Annotated in this window: 19 protein-coding genes; 7 read left to right on the forward strand and 12 right to left on the reverse strand. The window is 54.6% G+C overall.

Annotated features, from left to right (window positions below; translation table 11 throughout):
* Positions 1–72: 72 nt before the first annotated feature.
* Genes H7U06_RS00155 through H7U06_RS00170 form a run of 4 tightly spaced genes read right to left on the reverse strand, consistent with a single transcriptional unit; the run spans position 73 to position 3035 of the window.
* Positions 73–732, reverse strand: a complete 660-nt coding sequence (locus H7U06_RS00155; RefSeq protein ID WP_175624225.1) for a BON domain-containing protein — start codon at positions 730–732, stop codon at positions 73–75.
* A complete protein-coding gene (locus tag H7U06_RS00160) occupies positions 725–1321 on the reverse strand; it encodes a phosphoheptose isomerase (protein WP_175625167.1) in 597 nt (198 codons plus the stop codon). The genes H7U06_RS00155 and H7U06_RS00160 overlap by 8 nt, the downstream gene beginning before the upstream one ends.
* A 54-nt stretch (positions 1322–1375) precedes the next feature.
* Positions 1376–1747 (reverse strand): YraN family protein, encoded by a 372-nt coding sequence (locus H7U06_RS00165; protein WP_175624226.1) that lies wholly within the window; start codon positions 1745–1747, stop codon positions 1376–1378.
* A 7-nt stretch (positions 1748–1754) separates the two neighbouring features.
* Positions 1755–3035 (reverse strand): penicillin-binding protein activator, encoded by a 1281-nt coding sequence (locus tag H7U06_RS00170; protein WP_175624227.1) that lies wholly within the window; start codon positions 3033–3035, stop codon positions 1755–1757.
* Between the two features lie 12 nt (positions 3036–3047).
* Between H7U06_RS00170 and rsmI the strand changes: the two genes are divergently transcribed.
* Entirely contained in the window at positions 3048–3971 is a 924-nt protein-coding gene (gene rsmI / locus H7U06_RS00175) for a 16S rRNA (cytidine(1402)-2'-O)-methyltransferase (protein ID WP_175624228.1), read from the forward strand.
* A gap of 29 nt (positions 3972–4000) precedes the next feature.
* Here the strand turns inward: rsmI and H7U06_RS00180 are convergent, their stop codons facing one another.
* The 6 genes from H7U06_RS00180 to H7U06_RS00205 all read right to left on the reverse strand — a co-directional run bounded on the left by H7U06_RS00180 (position 4001) and on the right by H7U06_RS00205 (position 10849).
* A complete protein-coding gene (locus tag H7U06_RS00180; RefSeq protein WP_175624229.1) occupies positions 4001–5020 on the reverse strand; it encodes a septal ring lytic transglycosylase RlpA family protein in 1020 nt (339 codons plus the stop codon).
* Between the two features lie 64 nt (positions 5021–5084).
* Positions 5085–6188 (reverse strand): rod shape-determining protein RodA, encoded by a 1104-nt coding sequence (gene rodA, locus H7U06_RS00185; protein WP_370458584.1) that lies wholly within the window; start codon positions 6186–6188, stop codon positions 5085–5087.
* Positions 6189–6196: 8 nt separating this feature from the next.
* On the reverse strand, positions 6197–8104 hold the full coding sequence (gene mrdA / locus H7U06_RS00190) for a penicillin-binding protein 2 (RefSeq protein ID WP_175624231.1): 1908 nt from the start codon (positions 8102–8104) through the stop codon (positions 6197–6199).
* Between the two features lie 42 nt (positions 8105–8146).
* Positions 8147–8662, reverse strand: a complete 516-nt coding sequence (gene mreD, locus H7U06_RS00195) for a rod shape-determining protein MreD (protein WP_175624232.1) — start codon at positions 8660–8662, stop codon at positions 8147–8149.
* Positions 8659–9651, reverse strand: coding sequence for a rod shape-determining protein MreC (mreC, locus tag H7U06_RS00200; protein ID WP_175624233.1), 993 nt, complete (start codon positions 9649–9651; stop codon positions 8659–8661). The genes mreD and mreC overlap by 4 nt, the downstream gene beginning before the upstream one ends.
* 154 nt (positions 9652–9805) lie before the next feature.
* Positions 9806–10849 carry a rod shape-determining protein gene (locus H7U06_RS00205; protein ID WP_011979422.1) on the reverse strand — a complete coding sequence of 348 codons (1044 nt, stop codon included), beginning with the start codon at positions 10847–10849 and terminating at the stop codon, positions 9806–9808.
* Between the two features lie 250 nt (positions 10850–11099).
* Between H7U06_RS00205 and gatC the strand changes: the two genes are divergently transcribed.
* From gatC to gatB, 3 genes are all read left to right on the forward strand, one after another.
* Entirely contained in the window at positions 11100–11402 is a 303-nt protein-coding gene (gene gatC / locus H7U06_RS00210) for an Asp-tRNA(Asn)/Glu-tRNA(Gln) amidotransferase subunit GatC (RefSeq protein ID WP_175624234.1), read from the forward strand.
* Positions 11403–11475: 73 nt separating this feature from the next.
* Positions 11476–12933 (forward strand): Asp-tRNA(Asn)/Glu-tRNA(Gln) amidotransferase subunit GatA, encoded by a 1458-nt coding sequence (gene gatA / locus H7U06_RS00215; protein ID WP_175624235.1) that lies wholly within the window; start codon positions 11476–11478, stop codon positions 12931–12933.
* 69 nt (positions 12934–13002) lie between these two features.
* Entirely contained in the window at positions 13003–14463 is a 1461-nt protein-coding gene (gatB, locus tag H7U06_RS00220; protein WP_175624236.1) for an Asp-tRNA(Asn)/Glu-tRNA(Gln) amidotransferase subunit GatB, read from the forward strand.
* A 65-nt stretch (positions 14464–14528) separates the two neighbouring features.
* Here gatB and H7U06_RS00225 read toward each other — a convergent pair whose 3' ends face one another.
* The gene (locus H7U06_RS00225) at positions 14529–15134 is read right to left on the reverse strand and encodes a DUF4124 domain-containing protein (RefSeq protein ID WP_175624237.1); all 606 of its coding nucleotides are present in this window, start codon (positions 15132–15134) and stop codon (positions 14529–14531) included.
* Positions 15135–15160: 26 nt separating this feature from the next.
* Complete coding sequence (gene pyrE, locus H7U06_RS00230; RefSeq protein ID WP_124573154.1) at positions 15161–15826, reverse strand: orotate phosphoribosyltransferase; 666 nt, start codon at positions 15824–15826, stop codon at positions 15161–15163.
* 195 nt (positions 15827–16021) lie between these two features.
* Between pyrE and H7U06_RS00235 the strand changes: the two genes are divergently transcribed.
* The 3 genes from H7U06_RS00235 (at position 16022) to H7U06_RS00245 (ending at position 20255) form a co-directional block, all read left to right on the forward strand.
* Positions 16022–16804 (forward strand): exodeoxyribonuclease III, encoded by a 783-nt coding sequence (locus tag H7U06_RS00235; RefSeq protein ID WP_175624238.1) that lies wholly within the window; start codon positions 16022–16024, stop codon positions 16802–16804.
* A 179-nt stretch (positions 16805–16983) separates the two neighbouring features.
* Positions 16984–18945 carry a PhoX family phosphatase gene (locus tag H7U06_RS00240; protein ID WP_175624239.1) on the forward strand — a complete coding sequence of 654 codons (1962 nt, stop codon included), beginning with the start codon at positions 16984–16986 and terminating at the stop codon, positions 18943–18945.
* 155 nt (positions 18946–19100) lie between these two features.
* On the forward strand, positions 19101–20255 hold the full coding sequence (locus tag H7U06_RS00245; RefSeq protein ID WP_175624240.1) for an MFS transporter: 1155 nt from the start codon (positions 19101–19103) through the stop codon (positions 20253–20255).
* Positions 20256–20259 lie beyond the last annotated feature (4 nt).

Raw genomic sequence — 20259 nt, forward strand, 5'->3', positions numbered from 1 at the left:
CCCAAAAAGAAAAGCCGCGCAGCAATTTGCTGCGCGGCTTTAATATACACCCCGCAAGAAACAGTGACAGATTTACTGTTTTTGCGCAGGTTGTGATTCCGGCGTAGTTGACAACATGCGATACTCTTCATCGCTAATGTATTCAAATACTTTGACGACCTTTTGCACGCCACTTACACCACGTGCGATATTCGCTGCCAGATCGCCTTCACGTTCCGTTACACGACCCATCAGATACACAATGCCACGTTCGGTCACGACTTTGATCGAATTCGCGTACAGCGTACGATTGTCAACGATAGAGGCCTTTACCTTGCCGGTGATCAGCGTATCGTTGGAACGCGAACCGAAACCGGATGCGCCGGAGACCGCCAATTCATTCACCACCGATTGCACACCTTCAATACGGGATGCTTCACGTGCAGCAGCTTCTTTCGCTGCTTCGCTCGGTACTTCACCGGTCAGCAAGACCTTGCGGTTGAAGCTGGTGACATTCACGTGACCTGCATCGCCGACCACTTTAGGAATCGCGATTTCACCTTTAACAGCGATCGATTTGTCTTCAGTCTGCGCACCCAGCGTACGACGATCGGTTGCCGCCAGCGTACCGGCGACCACACCACCGGCGATCACGCCGAAACAGCCTTGCAGGCTGAATACCATCGCACTGCCCAGCAATACCATCGCAACCGGACGTTTTACTGCGTGCATATAACGTTTCAAATCACTCATTCTCATCTCCTCCAAATAGTGCAACGTCGATGCCGTCACACAAACAATGTATCGTTAATAAATGTACTTCCTGTATCCGTGCTGTCCTGTCATGCGGCACGCAAATATGCACGTCCGCATCGGTCAATAATTTGGCGGTGGTACCACCGCTTTTGCCGGTCAGCGCCACTACGCGCATATCGCGCTCCAGTGCTGCTTCAATCGCGGCGTTGACGTTGGCAGAGTTACCGGAAGTAGACAAAGCCAGCAAGACATCACCCGGCTGTCCATATGCCTGAACTTGCTTGCTGAAAATTTCCTGATAGCTGTAATCGTTACCGATAGCGGTCAGGATGGAAGTATCGGTTGTCAGTGCCATCACTGGCAGCGGTAAACGTTCACGTTCGAAACGACCGACCAACTGCGCGGAAAAATGTTGGCAATCTGCAGCCGAACCGCCATTGCCGCAAGCAAGAATCTTGTTTCCATTAGACAGGGCGCCGAACATTAGTTCCACTGCCTGTTCAATTGGACGTGCTAATGCGGATGCGGATTGGATTTTGAGCTCGGCACTTTCGTGGAAGTGACTGAGTATGCGTTGATTAATCATGGTGTGGGAATTATAGAGCAGTCCATCGCCAAGAGTGGCGCAAGACATGGGATTTCAGGCTTCAATTGCATTCTTCAGCCATGTCATCTCTTTGTCATCAAAAGCGATGACATCGAAACGACAGGGCGGCGGCATGCTGTGACCTTGCAGGTAAATCTGTGCTGCGATAATTAGTCGTTTCTGCTTGGCACTACCGACGCTGGCGGCCGCACCGCCAAATTTGGAATTGCTACGCATACGGACCTCGACAAACACCAGCACTTTTCCGTCTTGCATGATGAGGTCGATTTCACCGCCCTTGCAGCGAAAATTCCGTTCCAGCAGTCGCAAGCCCTGCTGCTGCAAATAGGCCAATGCCTGATCTTCTCCTATTTGCCCGGTGATTTGCTGCGCGGTACGTGGGTGCAGAAAGGCAGGCATGCGCATCAATGACCTACTGCGCTTCGAGTGGCTGCACCATACCTTCACGATAAGTTGCAGCTTGCAGTACACGCTCAAAATAAGGAGCACCACGGCCAAAGCGAACTGTCAGCTTGCCGGTTACGCCATCCAGGCTGAACTCGGTTTGTTTGATCGCGATATTCGCCGCGACACGGTAAGCATCTATACCCAAGGCATACAGGCGCTCGACATCCGGGCTGCTGCGTTGGCCGCTTGCCTTGGCCAGTCGTGGATAAGCCATCACGGCGGCATGATCCGGCTGCAATTGCCAGGGCATGTCTACCAGGCGCACTCCTTCGAGGTCGGTCAGGCGATCTGCACTCGCCCAGTCATCAAGTGCAAACGGATTCAATTGCGAAACGCCGTACATCGTGACTTCGCCGCCTATAGCCAGGCGCAGCTGGATCGCTTGCGCCGCATCGAGTCCGACAAAAATCAGCGCAGGCTTTTCTGCCTGTATGCGTTTCTTCAGTTGAACCAGCGCATTCGCATTCATGAAGCCACCAGTCATGGTCAACTCCAGTACTTCTGCCGTCATGCCGAGCTGGCTCCATTGCGCGGCGAAGGCACTGACTGCACGACGTTGCCACGCCACATTGGTAGACAGCGCGAATGCTTTCTGGCGTGCGCGGTTCTTGCCGACCCAGTTCGCCACCTGGCGCGCTTCATCTTCTATCGACAGGCCCATGACCAGCATATTGGTCGGCACCTTCACTTCGGCTTCACCTGCAGCGTTCAATTGCGTCAGGGCGATGGTCGGCTTGGTGACTGCGTGATTTTGTACGATGGCGGTCGCACCACTGCGTGTCAGCGGGCCAACCACGATGTCATTATTAGCGGCCGCTTCGGTGTATCCGCTCAGTACATCCTGTGCGGCGTCGCCGGTTTCTATGAAATTGACGACGATATTGCCCGGCTCATGCTGATAAGCTGCGATGAAACCGGCACGTACTGCGTCCGACACTTGCGCCAGCGACTCGGAGCGGCGCGGCAGCAACAATCCAATGCGGGTTGGTGGCAGGCGTGTGGTGATAACAGGTACTTCGATCGGTTCAACGATAGGATCATCGAGCGGCGCACTCATCGCTTCCGGCAAAGCCAGGTCGGTTTGCGCCAGCTGCATCCTGTCCAGCGATGACCGCTGGGACTGAATGCCGGTTACACTGGCAGAACTGTCAGCGGCAATGTCGGCAGTTGTGTTTGCCAGCACAGGCGAGCACAATCCGCTGATGAAGCTTGCCAGCACGAACATTCTCGCTAAATTTCCCAACATCCGACTCTCCCAATGACTGAAACAAGCAACAGCCTTTCCACTATCTTGCCGATTATGCACGATGTGTCCAACCAGACCTATCCTCCGGCAACATTATATGTGGTGGCTACCCCGATCGGAAATGCAGGCGATATATCGTTGCGCGCTTTGCACACTTTATCGATAGTCGATGCTGTTGCTTGCGAAGATACGCGCAATACCGGCCATCTGCTGACACGTTACGGCTTGTCCAAGAACCTGATCGCCGCACATCAGCACAACGAGCGGGAAGTGGCAGATAAACTCATCAGCCGCCTGCAGGCTGGCGAACGCATCGCACTGGTGTCTGACGCCGGCACACCGGCCGTCTCGGATCCCGGTGCACGCATCGTCGATGCGGTACGCAACGCAGGTTTACGGGTGATACCACTGCCAGGTGCCTCTGCCGCGGTTACTGCGCTGTCTGCCAGCGGTTTGCTGAATGACCAGTTTTACTTTGTCGGCTTCCTGCCGGCCAAAGCCAAACAGCGTGAAAGCGTGCTGTTCAGCTTGCAGGCCGTGGCCGCGACCATGGTGTTTTACGAAGCACCACACCGGATTACTGAAACGGTGGCAGCATTGGCTGCAGCTTTCGAGCCGACCCGCCACATTGTTTTCGCACGTGAACTGACCAAGCTGTTCGAAGAAACCCACAGATGCACGCTGGCCGAAGCAGTGGCCTGGATCAATGCCGACGCCAACCGGCAAAAAGGCGAATTCGTCGTCCTGTTGGAAGGCGCGCCGAGTGCGGGTGATCAGGATCAAATCGAAGCCGAACGCATACTCGGCATCTTGCTGCAGGAATGTTCGGTGAAACAGGCCGCAGCGCTAGCCGCACAAATCACTGGCCAGAAAAAGAATTCTCTGTACGAGCGCGCTTTACAGATGCGCGACGCCAGCGACCAGGACGAGACCTGACTCGGGCTCAGCCTATCCCGATTGTTTGATCAGCGCTGTACGATAAATGGCTTATTGACGCCGCTTTGCTGTACTTGCAGAGCGGCCGCTGCAGCCTCGTCACGACTGGCAAACGGTCCGCTGTACAAACGATACAGATTGTTCGATGGCTCAACTTTCAATTGCGGCAAGCTGTTCCCCACATCCTGCACCAGGCGAGCTCGCAACGCTTCTGCATTCGCCATTTGTGAATAAGCACCGAATTGCAAATAGAAACCTGTAGGCAATACCGCCGTTGACTGTTGTGCAGCTGCTTCTGTTGCTACTGACGCACTGTTTTGCATCACAGGTGCTGCCAGTGCAACCGCCTCTACCGTCGGCGCCTGCACCGGCGATGCATCGGAAGCGACGCTGGCCGCGCCTTTATTCGCATTAATGCGTTCTATATCAGCCGCGAGCAGGCGTTCCACTTCCAGCTCGGCACTGCCGTGCCCGATGTAACCCAGCTTCAGCGCTGCAGTGTATGACAAATCTATGACGCGGCTTGAATGGAAAGGTCCACGGTCATTGACGCGCACGATGACCTGCTTGCCATTGCTCAAATTGGTAACGCGCGCATACGAAGGAATAGGCAAGGTCGGATGCGCCGCCGTCATCTGGTACATATCGTATGGCTCGCCGGAAGAAGTTTTTTGTCCGTGGAATTTTTTGCCATACCAGCTGCCACGCCCACGCTGCTTGAACGGGCGCTCATCGGCGATAGGGACGTATTGCTTGCCGAACACGACATAAGGCTTGTTACCGCGATTGGCATACGGCTCTATCCGTGGCTCGGCGTCAGGCAGGTTTTCCAGGCCATCAGGAATATCGTCACCCGGGCCGTCATCCTTGTAATAACCACCACGACCGGAACCGGCAGGCGGCAAGACAGGTGTAGTCGAGGAACGGGTGGCAGAGCTGCCGGACGCCGATTTTCCGGCGGATGGTGTAGTAAGCGGTGTAGTACTGCAACCGGCTAAAGCGACGATAGTAGAAATCGCCAGGACTTGTAATACGGTGCGAAATTGCATCGTTTGCTCCTGATGATGACCGCATTGCGCATGCTGCGTGCAATGCAGTCGATAAACGGTGGCATCAGCTTTGCATTAACTTCCTGTGCCGCTGAATGCTCATCAAAATGCCGACGCCCAATCCGAGCGTGACAAAGGCGGTGCCGCCATAACTGAAAAAGGGCAAAGGTACGCCGACGACCGGAAGAATACCACTGACCATGCCCATATTCACAAATGCGTAAGTAAAGAAGATCAGCGTAATCGCACCCGCCAGCAAACGGCTGAACAGGGTCGGTGCATTCGCTGCGATGATCATGCTGCGTCCGATTAGCAACAAATACAGGAACAGCAGCACACAGTTGCCGATCAAACCAAACTCTTCCGAGAACACCGCGAAGATGAAATCGGTAGTGCGCTCAGGAATGAATTCAAGGTGGGCCTGCGTACCATTCAGCCACCCCTTACCAGTGATGCCACCAGAACCTATCGCTATGGTCGACTGGATGATGTGAAAACCCTTGCCCAGCGGATCAGTGGTCGGATCTATCAGTGTCAACACCCGTCCGCGCTGGTAATCGTGCAACATCGACCACACGACAGGCAAACTTGCCCCCACCGCAACCGCAGCTGCAACCAATACCTTCCACGACAAACCGGCGAGGAAAATGACATAGAAACCAGCTGCCAGCACCAGCAGCGCAGTACCCAGATCGGGCTGGCGCATGATCAGGCCGACTGGCGCAATCAGCATCAGGCCTGCCACCAGGAATTCACGCCAGCGTGTCACGCCTTCGCGTTTCTGGAAGAACCAGGCCAGCATCATGGGCATCGCGATTTTCATGATTTCGGACGGCTGCACGACTACGCCAAGATCGACCCAGCGCCGCGCACCATTACGTATCAGGCCAAACTGCGCCACGGCAAGCAAGAGCACGATGCCGGTGATATACAAAGGCACGGCAAAACGCATCAGCGTCTGCGGTGGAATCGCAGCGGCGACCCACATCACGGCAAACGCAATCGCGATGTTGCGCACATGATCTTCCACACGACCAGGGAAATCGATACCGGCCGAATACAGGGTGACGGTACCCACGGTAAGTATCATGCAGACGATCAGCATCAACGGCACATCAAACATCTGGATGTAGGGCTGGACGATTTGCCCGACGGAGCGTCGATTCATCTCATTACTCATTCGACGAATTCCTCCTTCGGCTCATTCTTCGGTTTAGGCGCAGGCTTGTCGTCCGGGCGCTTGCCGAGCAGATAGAAGTCCATCGCCTTCTTCGCAATCGGTGCCGCCGCTGCGCCACCGAAACCACCATTTTCGACGATCAGTGCCAGTGCTATGCGCGGATTGTCGGCAGGTGCAAATGCGGTGTACAGCGCATGGTCATGATGACGATCGGAAATCTTGCTGGCGTCGTATTTCTCGTTTTTCTTGATCGCGATCACTTGCGCAGTACCGGTCTTGCCAGCTGATACATATTCAGCCCGGGCAAAAGCACGTGCACCAGTACCTTCCTTGTTGACGCCCACCATCGCATTCTTGATAACGTCGATATTCTCCTGCTTCAGCGGTATGCGGTAGCTTTCCTTCGGCACGGTCAGCGTACGCTGGCGCGTAGTGCCGTTTTCCAGCATCTTCACCAGATGCGGCTTCATCACGACACCGTTATTGGCCAGGACTGCAGTCGCATGTGCCAGTTGTAAAGGTGTGAAGGAGTTATAACCCTGACCGATACCAATGGAAATCGTTTCACCGGCATACCATTTCTTTTGTTCAGGCTTGCGATAAGCCGCCGCCTTCCATGCGGTAGACGGCAACACGCCGGTGCGTTCGAAACGCAAATCGATGCCGGTCTTTTGACCAAAACCAAACGGTTTCATGAAGTCATGGATCGCATCGACGCCGAGGTCGTTCGCCAACATGTAGTAATAGGTGTCGCAGGATTGCACGATGGATTTGTACATATCGACAAAACCGTGCCCGCCTTCTTTATCGTCGCGGAATTTATGGTTACCAAACCAGAAATAACCCGGATCGGAAATCGCATCCGACGGCTTGCGTTTCCCCAGTTCCAGGGCTGCCAGCGCCATGAATGGTTTGTAGGTCGAGCCTGGTGGATAAGCACCGGACAAAGGACGATTCAGCAAAGGATGGTCAGGCGAGTTATTCAGCATGTCCCAGTTTTGCTGATCAATCCCCTCCACAAACAGGTTGGGATCAAAGGTCGGCATCGAAACATACGCCAGGATGTCGCCGGTAGATGGCTCAATTGCAATCAATGCACCGCGACGATCACCAAAAGCCTGTTCCACCACCTTCTGCAATTCGATATCGATAGACAGGATCAGGTTATCGCCCGGTGTCGCAGCGGTACGCGACAAGGTCCGGATAGGACGACCACCGGCCGACACTTCCACTTCTTCGTAACCGGTGCGACCGTGCAGCTTGTCTTCGTAACTCTTTTCTACGCCTTCCTTGCCGATGTGCTCAGTGCCGCGGTAGTTGGTCGCGTCATCACCCTCATCGATTTCCTTGGCTTCACGCTGATTGATACGACCGATATAACCGATGACATGTGAAGCAACCGAACCGAGCGGATACTGACGGAACAGGCGCGCCTGGATTTCAACGCCGGGGAAGCGATAACGCTGTGCTGAAAAACGTGCCACTTCTTCATCCGTCAAACGCACGCGGATAGGTGAGCTGCCAAGCTTGCGTGATTCTTCCTGCAGCTTTTTGAAACGACGCCTGTCCTTGGGCTGGATATCGACCAGCGTCGCCAGCTCATCAATCAGCGTTTCAAGATCACCGTTGATTTTCGAGGGCGTGATTTCCAGCGTATAAGCGGAGTAGTTACGCGCCAGCACCACGCCATTGCGATCCACGATCAGGCCGCGATTCGGTACCACTGGCACGATGGAGATGCGATTGTCTTCTGCCTGTGCGACGTAATCGTTGTGTTTGTATACCTGTAACCAGATAAAGCGCGCCAGCAGACAGCCGAACAAAATGAACACCACAAAGCCCGCGACCGACAGCCGCAGGCGGAAGAGTTGTAGTTCGCGTTCGGTATTTTTTAATTCAGTCATGCGGGTTCAAATACCGGCTAAACATCAGGTCAGGGCAACCGCTTACAGCGGGCGCGTATCGTCGCGATTAATTGCGCGACGTTGAGGTGCCAGCAGAATCCAGGTCACCACCGGCCACATCAGGGCAGCCACGGCGCTCTCGGCAAAATACAGCCAGCCCGGGAAATTCCCGCCGACAAACAGACGCACGATGAGCTCGATGATCTGCGTCATCAACAACAACAGGAAGACATGCAAGGCTTGTGTCCCCATCGGAAACCACAGCACACGGCGGTGGATCATGATCGCGATGTAAGACAACAAGGTGTATGCCAATGCATTCTCGCCCAGCACCGCCGCATCATGTACGTCCATCAGGATGCCCATCGCGAAAGCGACGCCTATGCCCACCTTGCGTGGTTGATGCATGCTCCAGAACACCAGCAGCAATGCCACAAAATCAGGCACACCTATCCATTGTCCCCACGGCAGCAGATTCAGCAAAAATGCCACGATCAGGCTCAGCGCAATAAACGCCGGGCTCGCAGGCAACAATATGTAATGAGGCTGGTGGTTCATCGCGGTGCACTCGCTGGCTGCGCTGGTGGAGGAGGCGCGGGTTGTAGATCTATACCCCTGCCCGAAGTTCCATTGGTACGACTGGCAGCGTGACGCAAAATGCCGGCCTGCTTCGCATTCTTGTCTTTCGCATCATCCGGTGCGCGCGGCGCCAGTTTGTTTTCCGTTAACAGAATCAATAAATGACGGTTACGATCTATCCCTGCGCTGGGCTGGCAGATGATGCGCGCAAACGAATCAACCGATTTGTTTTCCACCTGCGCCACCGTCGCAACGGCCAGGCCGGGCGGATAAATGCCGTCGATACCCGAAGTCACCAATACATCGCCCTTCTGGATATCTGCATTGGTCGGCATGAAGCGCAAATCAAGCACATTGGACTGACCACGACCATAAGCAACACTGCGCAAACCGTTACGCACCACCTGCACCGGGATCGCCTGGTTCTTGTCTGTCAACAAGGTGATTTCTGAACTGAAAGGGAATACCCGTGTTACCTGCCCGACCACACCAACATGATCTATCACCGGCTGACCAAGCGCGACGCCATGCTGGGTGCCACGATCAAGCACAATCTTGCGGGTAAATGGGTCACGCGTGTCATACAGGATTTCGCCAAGTACGGACTTGACCGGGAGGCGCTCGCTGGTACCCAGCAATTCACGCAACTGGGTATTTTCAGCCAGCAGTTGCTGACCTTGCTGCAAATTGCGCGCGTTGAGAATTTGCTGTTGCTTGAGCTTTTCGTTTTCCTTCTTGATATCGGAAAGCGAAGTGAAATAATCGCCGACGTAATAAAGCGCGTCACGCGGGGCAAGGGCGACTACCTGCAGTGGATAGAGTGCTGTCGAGATGACCTGGCGCACCACTGCGAGTGAGCGCATATGTGAATCCACTCCCAGCAGCACCAACGCAATCAAGGCGAAGAACACCATCTTTGCACGTGCCGAGGCACCTTGTTTGAAGAGTGGTGGTGGGCTGTATTCCATGTATTACTTGTTGGCGAACCTGCCGAGGATATCCACAACAAACTGCGCTGCCGGAACATTGCGTCCGGCAGCGGCAGCCTGTGTTTCAAAATATTGTGCTTTCATGACATTGTTCATGTCAGCCAGTCGAATGGGTAATGCGGTTAGAGGGCGATTACTCGTAAGAGAAAATCGAACCCAGCTTATCCATGCGCTCCAGCGCCATGCCAGAACCGCGCACCACGCAAGTCAACGGGTCTTCCGCCACGATCACAGGCAAGCCCGTTTCTTCCATCAGCAGACGGTCCAGGTCGCGCAGCAAAGCGCCACCACCGGTCAGCATCATGCCTTTTTCAGCAATATCGGCACCCAGCTCTGGCGGAGTTTGTTCCAGCGCGTTCTTCACGGCGGAAACGATGTTGTTCAGCGGATCGGTCAGTGCTTCCAGGATTTCGTTGCTGGAGATGGTGAACGAACGTGGAATACCTTCGGACAGGTTACGGCCCTTGACTTCCATTTCACGCACTTCGGAGCCCGGGAAAGCCGAACCGATCTCTTTTTTGATGGCTTCAGCGGTTTGTTCGCCGATCAGCATGCCGTAGTTGCGGCGGATGTAGTTGACGATCGCTTCGTCGAATTTATCGCCACCGACGCGGATCGAGCCTTTGTAGACCATGCCGCCCAGCGAAATGATGCCGACTTCAGTGGTACCGCCACCGATATCGACCACCATCGAACCGGTTGCGTCGGATACCGGCAAACCGGCACCAATCGCTGCAGCCATTGGCTCTTCGATCAGATAAACCTGTGCTGCACCTGCGCCCAGCGCCGATTCACGGATCGCACGACGTTCCACCTGGGTGGAGCCGCAAGGTACGCAAATGATGATACGAGGGGAAGGTTTGAAGAGTTTGGTGTCGTGCACCATGCGGATGAACTGCTTGAGCATTTGCTCGGTAACGGTAAAGTCAGCAATCACACCGTCTTTCATCGGGCGGATCGCCTCGATATTGCCCGGCACCTTGCCCAGCATCTGCTTGGCTTCCTTACCGACGGCCATAATGGTTTTTTTGCCATTTGGGCCGCCTTGCTGGCGAATTGCCACTACCGAAGGCTCATCCAGCACGATACCTGCACTGCGAACATATATCAGGGTATTGGCGGTACCCAAGTCGATTGCCAGATCATTCGAAAAATAACTACGTAAAAATCCAAACATGAATTGTCCTGGTGCGCAGCAGTGGTGCGCTTAAGTAAAAAAAGGGGTTTATGGCCGCGGCGACCCCAATATCGGCGCCAGCAAGGCATTAACCCGATATTCTACCTTATAATTTACCTTAAATTAGTCGTCTAAAAAGGCAAAAATATCCGCCGGATGGGCTATTTTGCAAAGCTTTTGCCAACACTAGAAGACTTTTGCATCTTCCGATTTTCTTAACATTGAACAGCGGCACGACCGCAATCCGACCATGTCCCTCGAACTTTCCGATGTCAAACGCCTATCAACGCTCGCCCAGATCGAACTGACCGCCGAGCAATCCGCGCAAACGCTGGACAAGCTGAATGGCATTTTTTCGCTGGTTGAACAGCTGCGTGCCGTCGACACCACCGGCATCGAACCATTGAATCACCCGATCGCTGCGATGCAGCCCGACCTCGCGCTGCGCCTGCGCGAAGACGTCGTCAGCGAGCCGAACCGCCGCGACGACTACCAGGCCGTCGCCCCTGCGACCCAGGACGGCCTCTACCTGGTACCGAAAGTCATTGAATAAGTCGCGCATTATTTAATACAGATAGGCGCGCGGGCAGCATCCTGCCCCTCTAACCGAACACCAGAAATTCACTATGCATACCAAGACCTTAAAAGAATTATCCGCACTGCTGCATACCAAACAGATCTCCGCGACCGAACTCGCGCAACTGTTCCTAGCCCGTATTGCGCAAAGCGACCTGAATGCATTCCTGCACGTTGATCCGGCACTGACGCTGAAAGAAGCAGCGCTTGCCGACCAGCGTCTGGCCAGCGGCGATACCACCGCATTGACCGGCATCCCGATTGCGCACAAGGATATTTTTGTGACGCGCGACTGGCGCTCAACTGCCGGTTCCAAGATGCTGGAGAACTACGTCAGCCCGTTCGACGCAACCGTAGTCGAACAATTCCGCCAGGCTGGCATGGTGCATCTGGGTAAGCTGAACTGCGATGAATTCGCGATGGGTTCGTCGAATGAAAATTCCTACTTCGGCGCAGTCAAAAATCCGTGGGACAAGACCGCAATTCCTGGTGGCTCATCCGGCGGTTCTGCTGCTGCGATTGCAGCGCGCCTGACACCAGCATCGACTGCCACCGACACCGGTGGCTCGATCCGTCAACCGGCAGCACTGTGCGGCGTCACCGGTATCAAACCTACCTACGGCAGCGTCTCGCGCTTCGGCATGATTGCATTTGCTTCGTCGCTGGATCAGGGCGGACCGATTGCAAAAACAGCGGAAGATTGCGGCTTGCTGCTCAACGCGATGACCGGTTTCGACCCACGCGACTCGACCAGTATCGAACGTGCGAAAGAAGATTTCACGCGCGACCTGAACCAGCCATTGCAAGGTTTGAAAATCGGTCTGCCACGCGAATACTTTGGCGAAGGGTTGGCCGCGGATGTAGAACAAGCAGTACGTGCAGCGCTGAAAGAATACGAAAAACTGGGCGCAACTCTGGTCGATATTTCGCTGCCGAAAACTGAATTGTCGATCCCGACCTACTACGTGATCGCACCAGCGGAAGCATCGTCCAACCTGAGCCGTTTTGATGGCGTACGTTACGGCTATCGCGCACAGGATTACAGCGACTTGTCCGACATGTATCGCAAGACCCGCGCTGAAGGTTTCGGCGAAGAAGTCAAACGCCGCATCCTGGTTGGTGCATATGTACTGTCGCACGGTTACTACGACGCTTACTATTTGCAAGCACAAAAAATCCGTCGCCTGATCGCACAGGATTTCCAGCAGGCATTTACCCAATGCGACGTCATCATGGGACCTGTATGCCCGACCGTGGCCTGGGATCTCGGTGACAAAGCAGACGATCCTATCGCCAACTACCTGGCCGACATCTTCACGCTCTCGACCAGCCTGGCAGGCTTGCCTGGCATGTCTATCCCTTGCGGCTTTGGTCAGGGTGAAAAGAATTCCAAACGTCCGGTCGGCCTGCAAATCATCGGCAATTATTTTGCTGAAGCGAAGCTGCTCAACGTCGCGCATCAATACCAGCAAGCGACCGACTGGCACTTGCGCCAGCCTGCTGAATAAGCATCAAATACATCGCGAAGAATAATTAATCCGCTCAGTTAATACGCTAACAAGCGAGTAAGGAAATATATGCAGTGGGAAGTGGTAATCGGTCTGGAAACGCACACGCAGTTGACGACCCAGACAAAAATTTTCAGCGGCTCGCCGACCCAGTTCGGCGCTGAAGCTAACACGCAAACATCGCCAGTCGACCTGGCCTTGCCAGGTGCATTGCCGGTCATGAATCGTGGCGCAGTTGAACGCGCGATTCAATTCGGTCTCGCCATCGGCGCGACCGTCGCACCGCACTCGGTGTTTGCACGTAAAAACTATTTCTATCCGGATCTGCCGAAGGGCTATCAGATCAGCCAGATGGACTTGCCTATCGTACAAGGCGGCCGCGTTTCCTTCGCACTCGAAGTCGACGGCAAAACAGAAATCCGCTCGGTACAACTGACACGCGCGCATCTGGAAGAAGACGCAGGCAAATCGCTGCACGAAGACTATCAGGGCATGACCGGCATCGATCTGAACCGTGCTGGCACACCGCTGCTCGAAATCGTTACCGAACCGGATATGCGTAGCGCTGCTGAAGCGGTTGCCTATGCCAAAGCCTTGCACACACTGGTGACCTGGCTCGGCATCTGCGACGGCAATATGCAGGAAGGTTCGTTCCGCTGCGACGCCAACGTCTCAGTGCGTCCGGTCGGCCAAAAAGAATTCGGCACCCGTTGCGAAATCAAAAACCTGAATTCCTTCCGCTTCCTCGAAGACGCGATCAACTACGAAGTGCGTCGCCAGATCGAATTGATCGAAGATGGCGGCCGCGTAGTACAAGCCACCCGCCTGTACGATCCGGACAAAAAAGAAACCCGCGAAATGCGCAGCAAGGAAGACGCACATGACTATCGCTACTTCCCCGATCCTGACTTGCCACCACTGGTCGTCAGCGCTGAGTGGATCGCACGTGTGAAAGCGGCGATGCCTGAATTGCCGGGCGCGATGCGTGAACGCTTTGTACAAGACTACAGCTTGTCGGAATATGATGCTGCCGTACTGACGCAATCGAAAGCAATGGCGAACTACTTTGAAGCCGTGGTCACAGCTGCAAGCAAGGAACAAGCCAAGCCTGCTGCCAACTGGCTGATGGGCGATGTGGCGTCGACGCTGAACCGTGAAGGCATAGAGATAGCCGCCGCACCGGTCGCAGCTGCACAACTCGCACTGCTGCTGCAACGCATCGCGGACGGCACGATCTCGAACAAGATTGCGAAAGAAGTATTCGGAGCCATGTGGGAAGCCAAATCGGACAGCGCCAAACTGGCAGATGACATCATCGAATCCAAAGGCCTGAAGCAAATCTCCGACAGCGGTGCACTGGAAAAACTGGTCGACGATGTATTGGCAGCCAATGCCAAATCAGTCGAGGAATTCCGCGCTGGTAAAGAGCAGGCCATCAATGCATTGATGGGTCAGGCGATGAAAGCCAGCAAGGGCAAAGCGAATCCGGCACAGCTGACTGAATTGCTGAAGAAAAAGCTGACTGCTTAAATCGGTCTACCCATAAAAAACGCGCTCCGTAAAACGAGCGCGTTTTTATTTTGTACAGACATCAATTACGGTGCCAATGCGGCCTTTGTAATCTCGCGATAACGCCGCAAAGTCAGATCATATTTTTCATTCATCTGCGCCAGCTCAGCCTCGCTGTCCTTGATGTGTTTCTTCAGGTCCTGCACCTTTTGTTGCAGACGATCCTGTTTGGCTTGCATGGCTGGTGAGAGCGCACCTTGTTGCTGTTTCTCCAGGCCGGCAGCCTGTTCTTTTTCGGTACTATGCAAGGCAGCCTTGTACTGCGTGATTTGTATACTGACGAGGTCAGTGTCACGCTTGCGGGCTGCGGCTATATCGTCTTCGCTGCGATAGCGCGCCGAGAGGGCGCGGTCGCTTCTCTTTTGTTCTGCAGCTGCAGCCTGCTCGGCTTTTATCCGCTCCTGTTGCAATTCCAGTGCGCGCTTTTGCTCGGCGGTAAGTGGTGCTGCATAGTCCTTATGCTTGCTGCCATTGTTGCTGTACTCACGTACCGGACGGTCTGCGCATTCCGGAATCGGGCGGTCGGAGGAGAGTGTTTTACCGGATGCATCCTTGCACATGTAAATCTTTGCCTGTGCACTTGCCGCCATCAACATCGAGAGAAAAAACAGTGTCTTGACTGCACCTTTCATTTCACTCCCCGCGGAAAAAAGTCTTGTTATGCCACGCCGTACCTCTTGCGGTAAGCCGCGACAGCTTCTTTGTATTTCGCCTGTTCGGAATCCGCACCGGCATTCGACAGGTATTCAAACAAATCCGACAAATTGCCTATCGACACCACTGGCATGCCGTAGGTATTACTGACTTCCTGCACCGCCGAATGCGCGGACAATGCGTTGTCTGCACCCGAGCGCTCCATACGATCCAGCGCAATCAATACTGCACATGGTGTCGCACCGGCCGCACGTATCATGTCGACCGATTCACGCACCGAGGTACCGGCCGAAATCACGTCGTCAATGATCACGACACGCCCTTGCAACTTGGCGCCCACCATCGTTCCGCCTTCGCCATGATCCTTGGCTTCCTTACGGTTAAACGCAAACGATACGTCGCGTCCCTTGTTCGCTAGCGCCACCGCAGTCGCCGATGCCAGCGTGATGCCTTTGTAGGCCGGGCCAAACAACATATCGAATTCGATACCCGAATCGATCAGGGTTTGTGCATAAAACTCTGCCAGCGTCGCCAGCGTACCGCCCTGGTTAAACAAGCCTGCGTTAAAGAAATAGGGCGATGTGCGACCAGCCTTGGTCACAAACTCGCCGAAACGCAATACGCCGGTTTCAACCGAAAATTTGATGAATTCTTGCCGTAAATTGTTCAAAACGACTCCATAACGGATAAAAGTGACGAAAATTGTCGTTATTTGCTCGACTAAGGCCACATTTTAAAGCGTTATCGGGTCTGCATGCCTGTAAATGCAAAGGATATGCCTGCCCGCACCCGCCGCCAGGGCTGAAGACAAGCCGCCAGGCTGCGAATCGGTTATCCTGATCGCCTCATTTTTTAGAACGACGCTATGTTGAAAATTGTCTCCGCCAACCTGAATGGCATACGCTCAGCCGCCAAAAAAGGCTTTTTTACCTGGATGGCCAAACACGACGCCGACTTTATCTGTGTGCAGGAGCTGAAGGCCCAGGCACCGGACATGACGCCTGAATTCCTGACGCCACCGGGCTATACCGGCTATTTCCACTATGCCGAGAAAAAAGGCTATTCCGGTGCCGGCGTGTACTGCAAAACCGTACCGGACAATGTGCAGATCGGTTTCGGTTGCGCCGAATTCGACGCCGAAGGCCGCTATGTGCAATGCGATTTTGGCAAGTTGAGCGTGATTTCGGTGTATTGCCCATCCGGCTCATCCGGTGAAGAACGACAACAGGCCAAATTCCGCTTCATGGATGTATTCCTGCCGCACTTGCTGGAACTGAAAGCGCAAGGGCGCGACTTTGTGATCTGCGGCGACTGGAATATTGCGCACAATGAAATCGACCTGAAGAATTTCAAAGGCAATCGCAAGAACTCCGGCTTCCTGCCAGAAGAACGTGCATGGCTGTCACGCGTATTTGATGAAGTCGAGCTGGTCGACGTGTACCGCCGCCTGCATCCGAATACCACTGACGAGTGCTACACATGGTGGAGCAACCGCGGCCAGGCATATGCAAAGAACGTAGGCTGGCGTATTGATTACCAGGTAGCAACACCGGCACTGGCAGAGACCGCACGTAGCGCCGCCATCTATAAAGATGAACGCTTCAGCGATCACGCGCCGTTGACGATCGATTACGACTGGAAACAGTGATGGCATGACCGCTTTTCACGAAGCGGTCATAAAGCATTTTTATAATCCCCGACTACGCGGGGATCGCACGACAATTTCCTAAGACTCATTTCAACCCTCTCCATGCATGCGGATAGTGTTGACAGGGGTTAAGCTTGCGGCCACCGGCGCATCGCAACTCAACCATCCTGGAAATAGCCATGTCCGATCAGCCACATCCATCACGAAGACTAGCTCTTAAGTTCCTCGCCAGCGCACCTTTGTTGCCGCTGGGCGCATCATCCGCTTTCCTGACTGCCTGCAGCACAGCTGCTCCATCCGCCGCCAAAGAATACGTCGCCACCAGCTTCACGCCTATGGCTGCACCATCGCTGGCTGATGCAGCCGCGATGGCCACTACTACAGTCGGTTCCACCCTGAATGTGCACTACGGCGACAACTCGGTACAGAGCTATGGCCTCGCTTATCAACCTTTCTTCATCACCGGCCAAGCAGTACCGGATGGCAAGGGTGGCACTGTCATCAGCGGTGGCTACTACGACATCAATAACAAGCCCATCATCGATCGTTCGGTCGCAGGCAAGGAAAGACAATTTTTCTCCGACTCGCCGGACGGCACTTCGCTGCTCGCGCTGCCAAATGCGAACGTCGCCAATATCAAAGGCAAGGCCGTGTTCGGTGTCGTGCAATTTGAATACACCACACGCGACCAGGCGGGTGCAGCCAGCGGCAAGAACAATGCATACGGCACCTTGCCATCACCGATAGCGGTACTGACACTCAACCAGGATCAAAGCAACGGCAAACTCTCGCTGGTCAAATATCACAACGTTGATACCTCCTCGGTACATGGCTTGTGGATCACTTGCGGTGCCAGCCTGTCGCCGTGGAACACGCATCTGTCGAGTGAAGAGTACGAGCCCGATGCGCAATTCATCAACGACAATCCGTTCTTCAAAACTTTCAGCAAGAATTTGTTTGACGATGAAAACAAAGCCAATCCCTACCACTATGGTCATCTGCCAGAAATAACAGTGCATGCAGATGGCAGCGGCAGCATCAAGAAGCATTTTTGCCTCGGCCGCATCTCGCACGAACTGATACAAGTGATGCCGGACAATCGCACGGTATTGATGGGCGATGACTACACCAATGGTGGCTTGTTCATGTTCGTCGCTGACAAAGAAAAAGACCTGTCAGCCGGCACCTTGTATGTCGCCAAAGTCGGCGCAGGTTTCTCGGTCGATCCGGCTGCACCTGGTGCAGCACTGAGCTGGATTAAGTTGGGTCATGCCAGCAGCGCAGAAATCGAAAAGCTGGCGAACACCTTGAAACCGTCCGACATCATGCACAGCGTTAAAACAGATCCGAACGACGCCAGCTACACCAAGCTATACGCCGACGGTATCGCGAACTGGGTCAAGCTCAAACCAGGCATGGAAAAAGCTGCCGCCTTCCTCGAAACACATCGCTACGCCAACCTGGTCGGTGCCAGCATGGGCTTCACCAAGATGGAAGGGACAACTGTCAACATCAAGGACAAGATCGCCTACTCTGCCTTGCAAAACATCCAGAACTCGATGGTGAAAAGCGATCCAGCATGGAATCCTGCAAGTAACATCAGCGTCAACAAGGCTATCGTGGCTGGCGGCGTATACGCGCACAAACTGACGGGTGGACAACGCGATACCAGCGACACAGCGATAGTCAGCGAATGGGTACCAGTACAAACCCGTGCCCTGCTAATTGGTGAAGACATCGCTGCGGATGCATTAGGCAATCTGGCCAATCCGGACAAGATTGCGAATCCGGACAACCTGAAGTTCTCCGAAAAAATGCGCACGCTCTTCATCGGTGAAGACAGCAGCACACACGTCAACAACTTCCTGTGGGCCTACAACGTAGACACTAAAAAACTGGCGCGCATCATGTCCGTACCAGCAGGTGCCGAATCCACCGGTCTGCACGCGGTTGATGAAATCAATGGCTGGACTTACATCATGAGCAACTTCCAGCACGCTGGTGACTGGAGTGGCAAATTGCACAGCAAGGTCAAGGACAAGCTGGATCCCTTGATCAAGGCTAACTACAACGACAGATTCAGCGCGGCAGTTGGTTACCTGACAGCAGATCTTATGCAGCCCAAGCTATCCAAAGCTTGAGCCCGATTGGGATAAGTAGTCTTGCATAAATAACAGGCGCTGCTATTGCGCCTGTTTCTACATCCGCCGCACGCGATCCGTCCGAACACAATACAATTCAGCATTGCGTGCAAACGCAAGCATCCTGCTTGGTTCCGCTTAGTTCTTCTTATTCGATGTCCACTGAATCCCTTTCATCTGCCGCACCCCGCTTTGCCCGTTTGGGTTCTGCTGCCACGCCCTTTCTCTTCATACTGCTGGGTGTGATCTATGCATCCTGGGCAGCACGCATACCGGCGATCCGCGATGCCTTGCAATTGAATCCGGCGCAACTGGGTATGGTCTTGCTGGGCGGCGGTTTTGGCGCAGTCGCTTCGTTCCCGCTGGCGGCATGGCTGGTCGGGCGCTTCGGCGGCCGACGCGCGGCATGGTATTCAGGACTCGCACTCATCATCGTATTGCCCGCATTGGCACTGGCACCCAGCATGACGTGGCTGGTGATCGTCGCAGTGGCACTGGGTGCAGGCTCCGGTTGCTTCGATGTTGCGATTAATGCGATCGGTACCGAGCAGGAAAAACAGGCGGGGCGTTCGACCATGTCGCTGCTGCATGCGTGGTTCAGTGTGGGCGCTGTCAGCGGTGCCTTGTTCGGCAGCCTGATGGCAGGCATAGGGATTACACCCACCGTCCACTTCATAATTACCGCGCTTGCATTGCTCCTGCCCTTGTACCTCGCTTATCAGGCATTACCTGCGGATCAGATAGAACATGTCAGTAGCAAACAATACTTTGCGATTGCGCATGGCCCGCTAGTGGCACTCGGCATCATCGGTTTCTGTGGCGCAGTGGCAGAAGGTTCGATCGCCGACTGGAGCGGGGTGTTCATGAAAGATCGCATGGGTGCGCATGACGGCGTGGCACCTCTGGCTTACGCCGGTTTCGCGGCACTGATGCTGGCCGCACGCCTGGTATGCGATCGTTTCAAGGACAGATACGGCGCACGACGTGTGGTTGCGATCGGTGCTTCATTCGCTGCATGCGGCATCTTTATTGCCGTCGCGGCTATCAACATTCCACTGACCATATTCGGCTTCGCCATGGCAGGTGCTGGCTTCGCTTCCGTCTTTCCGTTTGTCTTCAGCTCGGCCGGACGACATGGTGCTACCGCATTGGCGGCAGTCGCCACGTTCAGTTACAGCGGCGGTCTGATCGGCCCGCCAGTAATCGGCTTCCTGGCACAGGGGTGGGGCATGCAAGTTGCACTCGGCCTGATCGGTATCATGGCGATTGCGATTGCGATCTCAGCCAGCCGTGCACGCTGGCTCGAATAGTTCA

Source organism: Herminiimonas sp. Marseille-P9896 (assembly GCF_903993245.1).
GTDB classification, from domain to species: Bacteria; Pseudomonadota; Gammaproteobacteria; order Burkholderiales; family Burkholderiaceae_D; genus Oxalicibacterium; species Oxalicibacterium contaminans.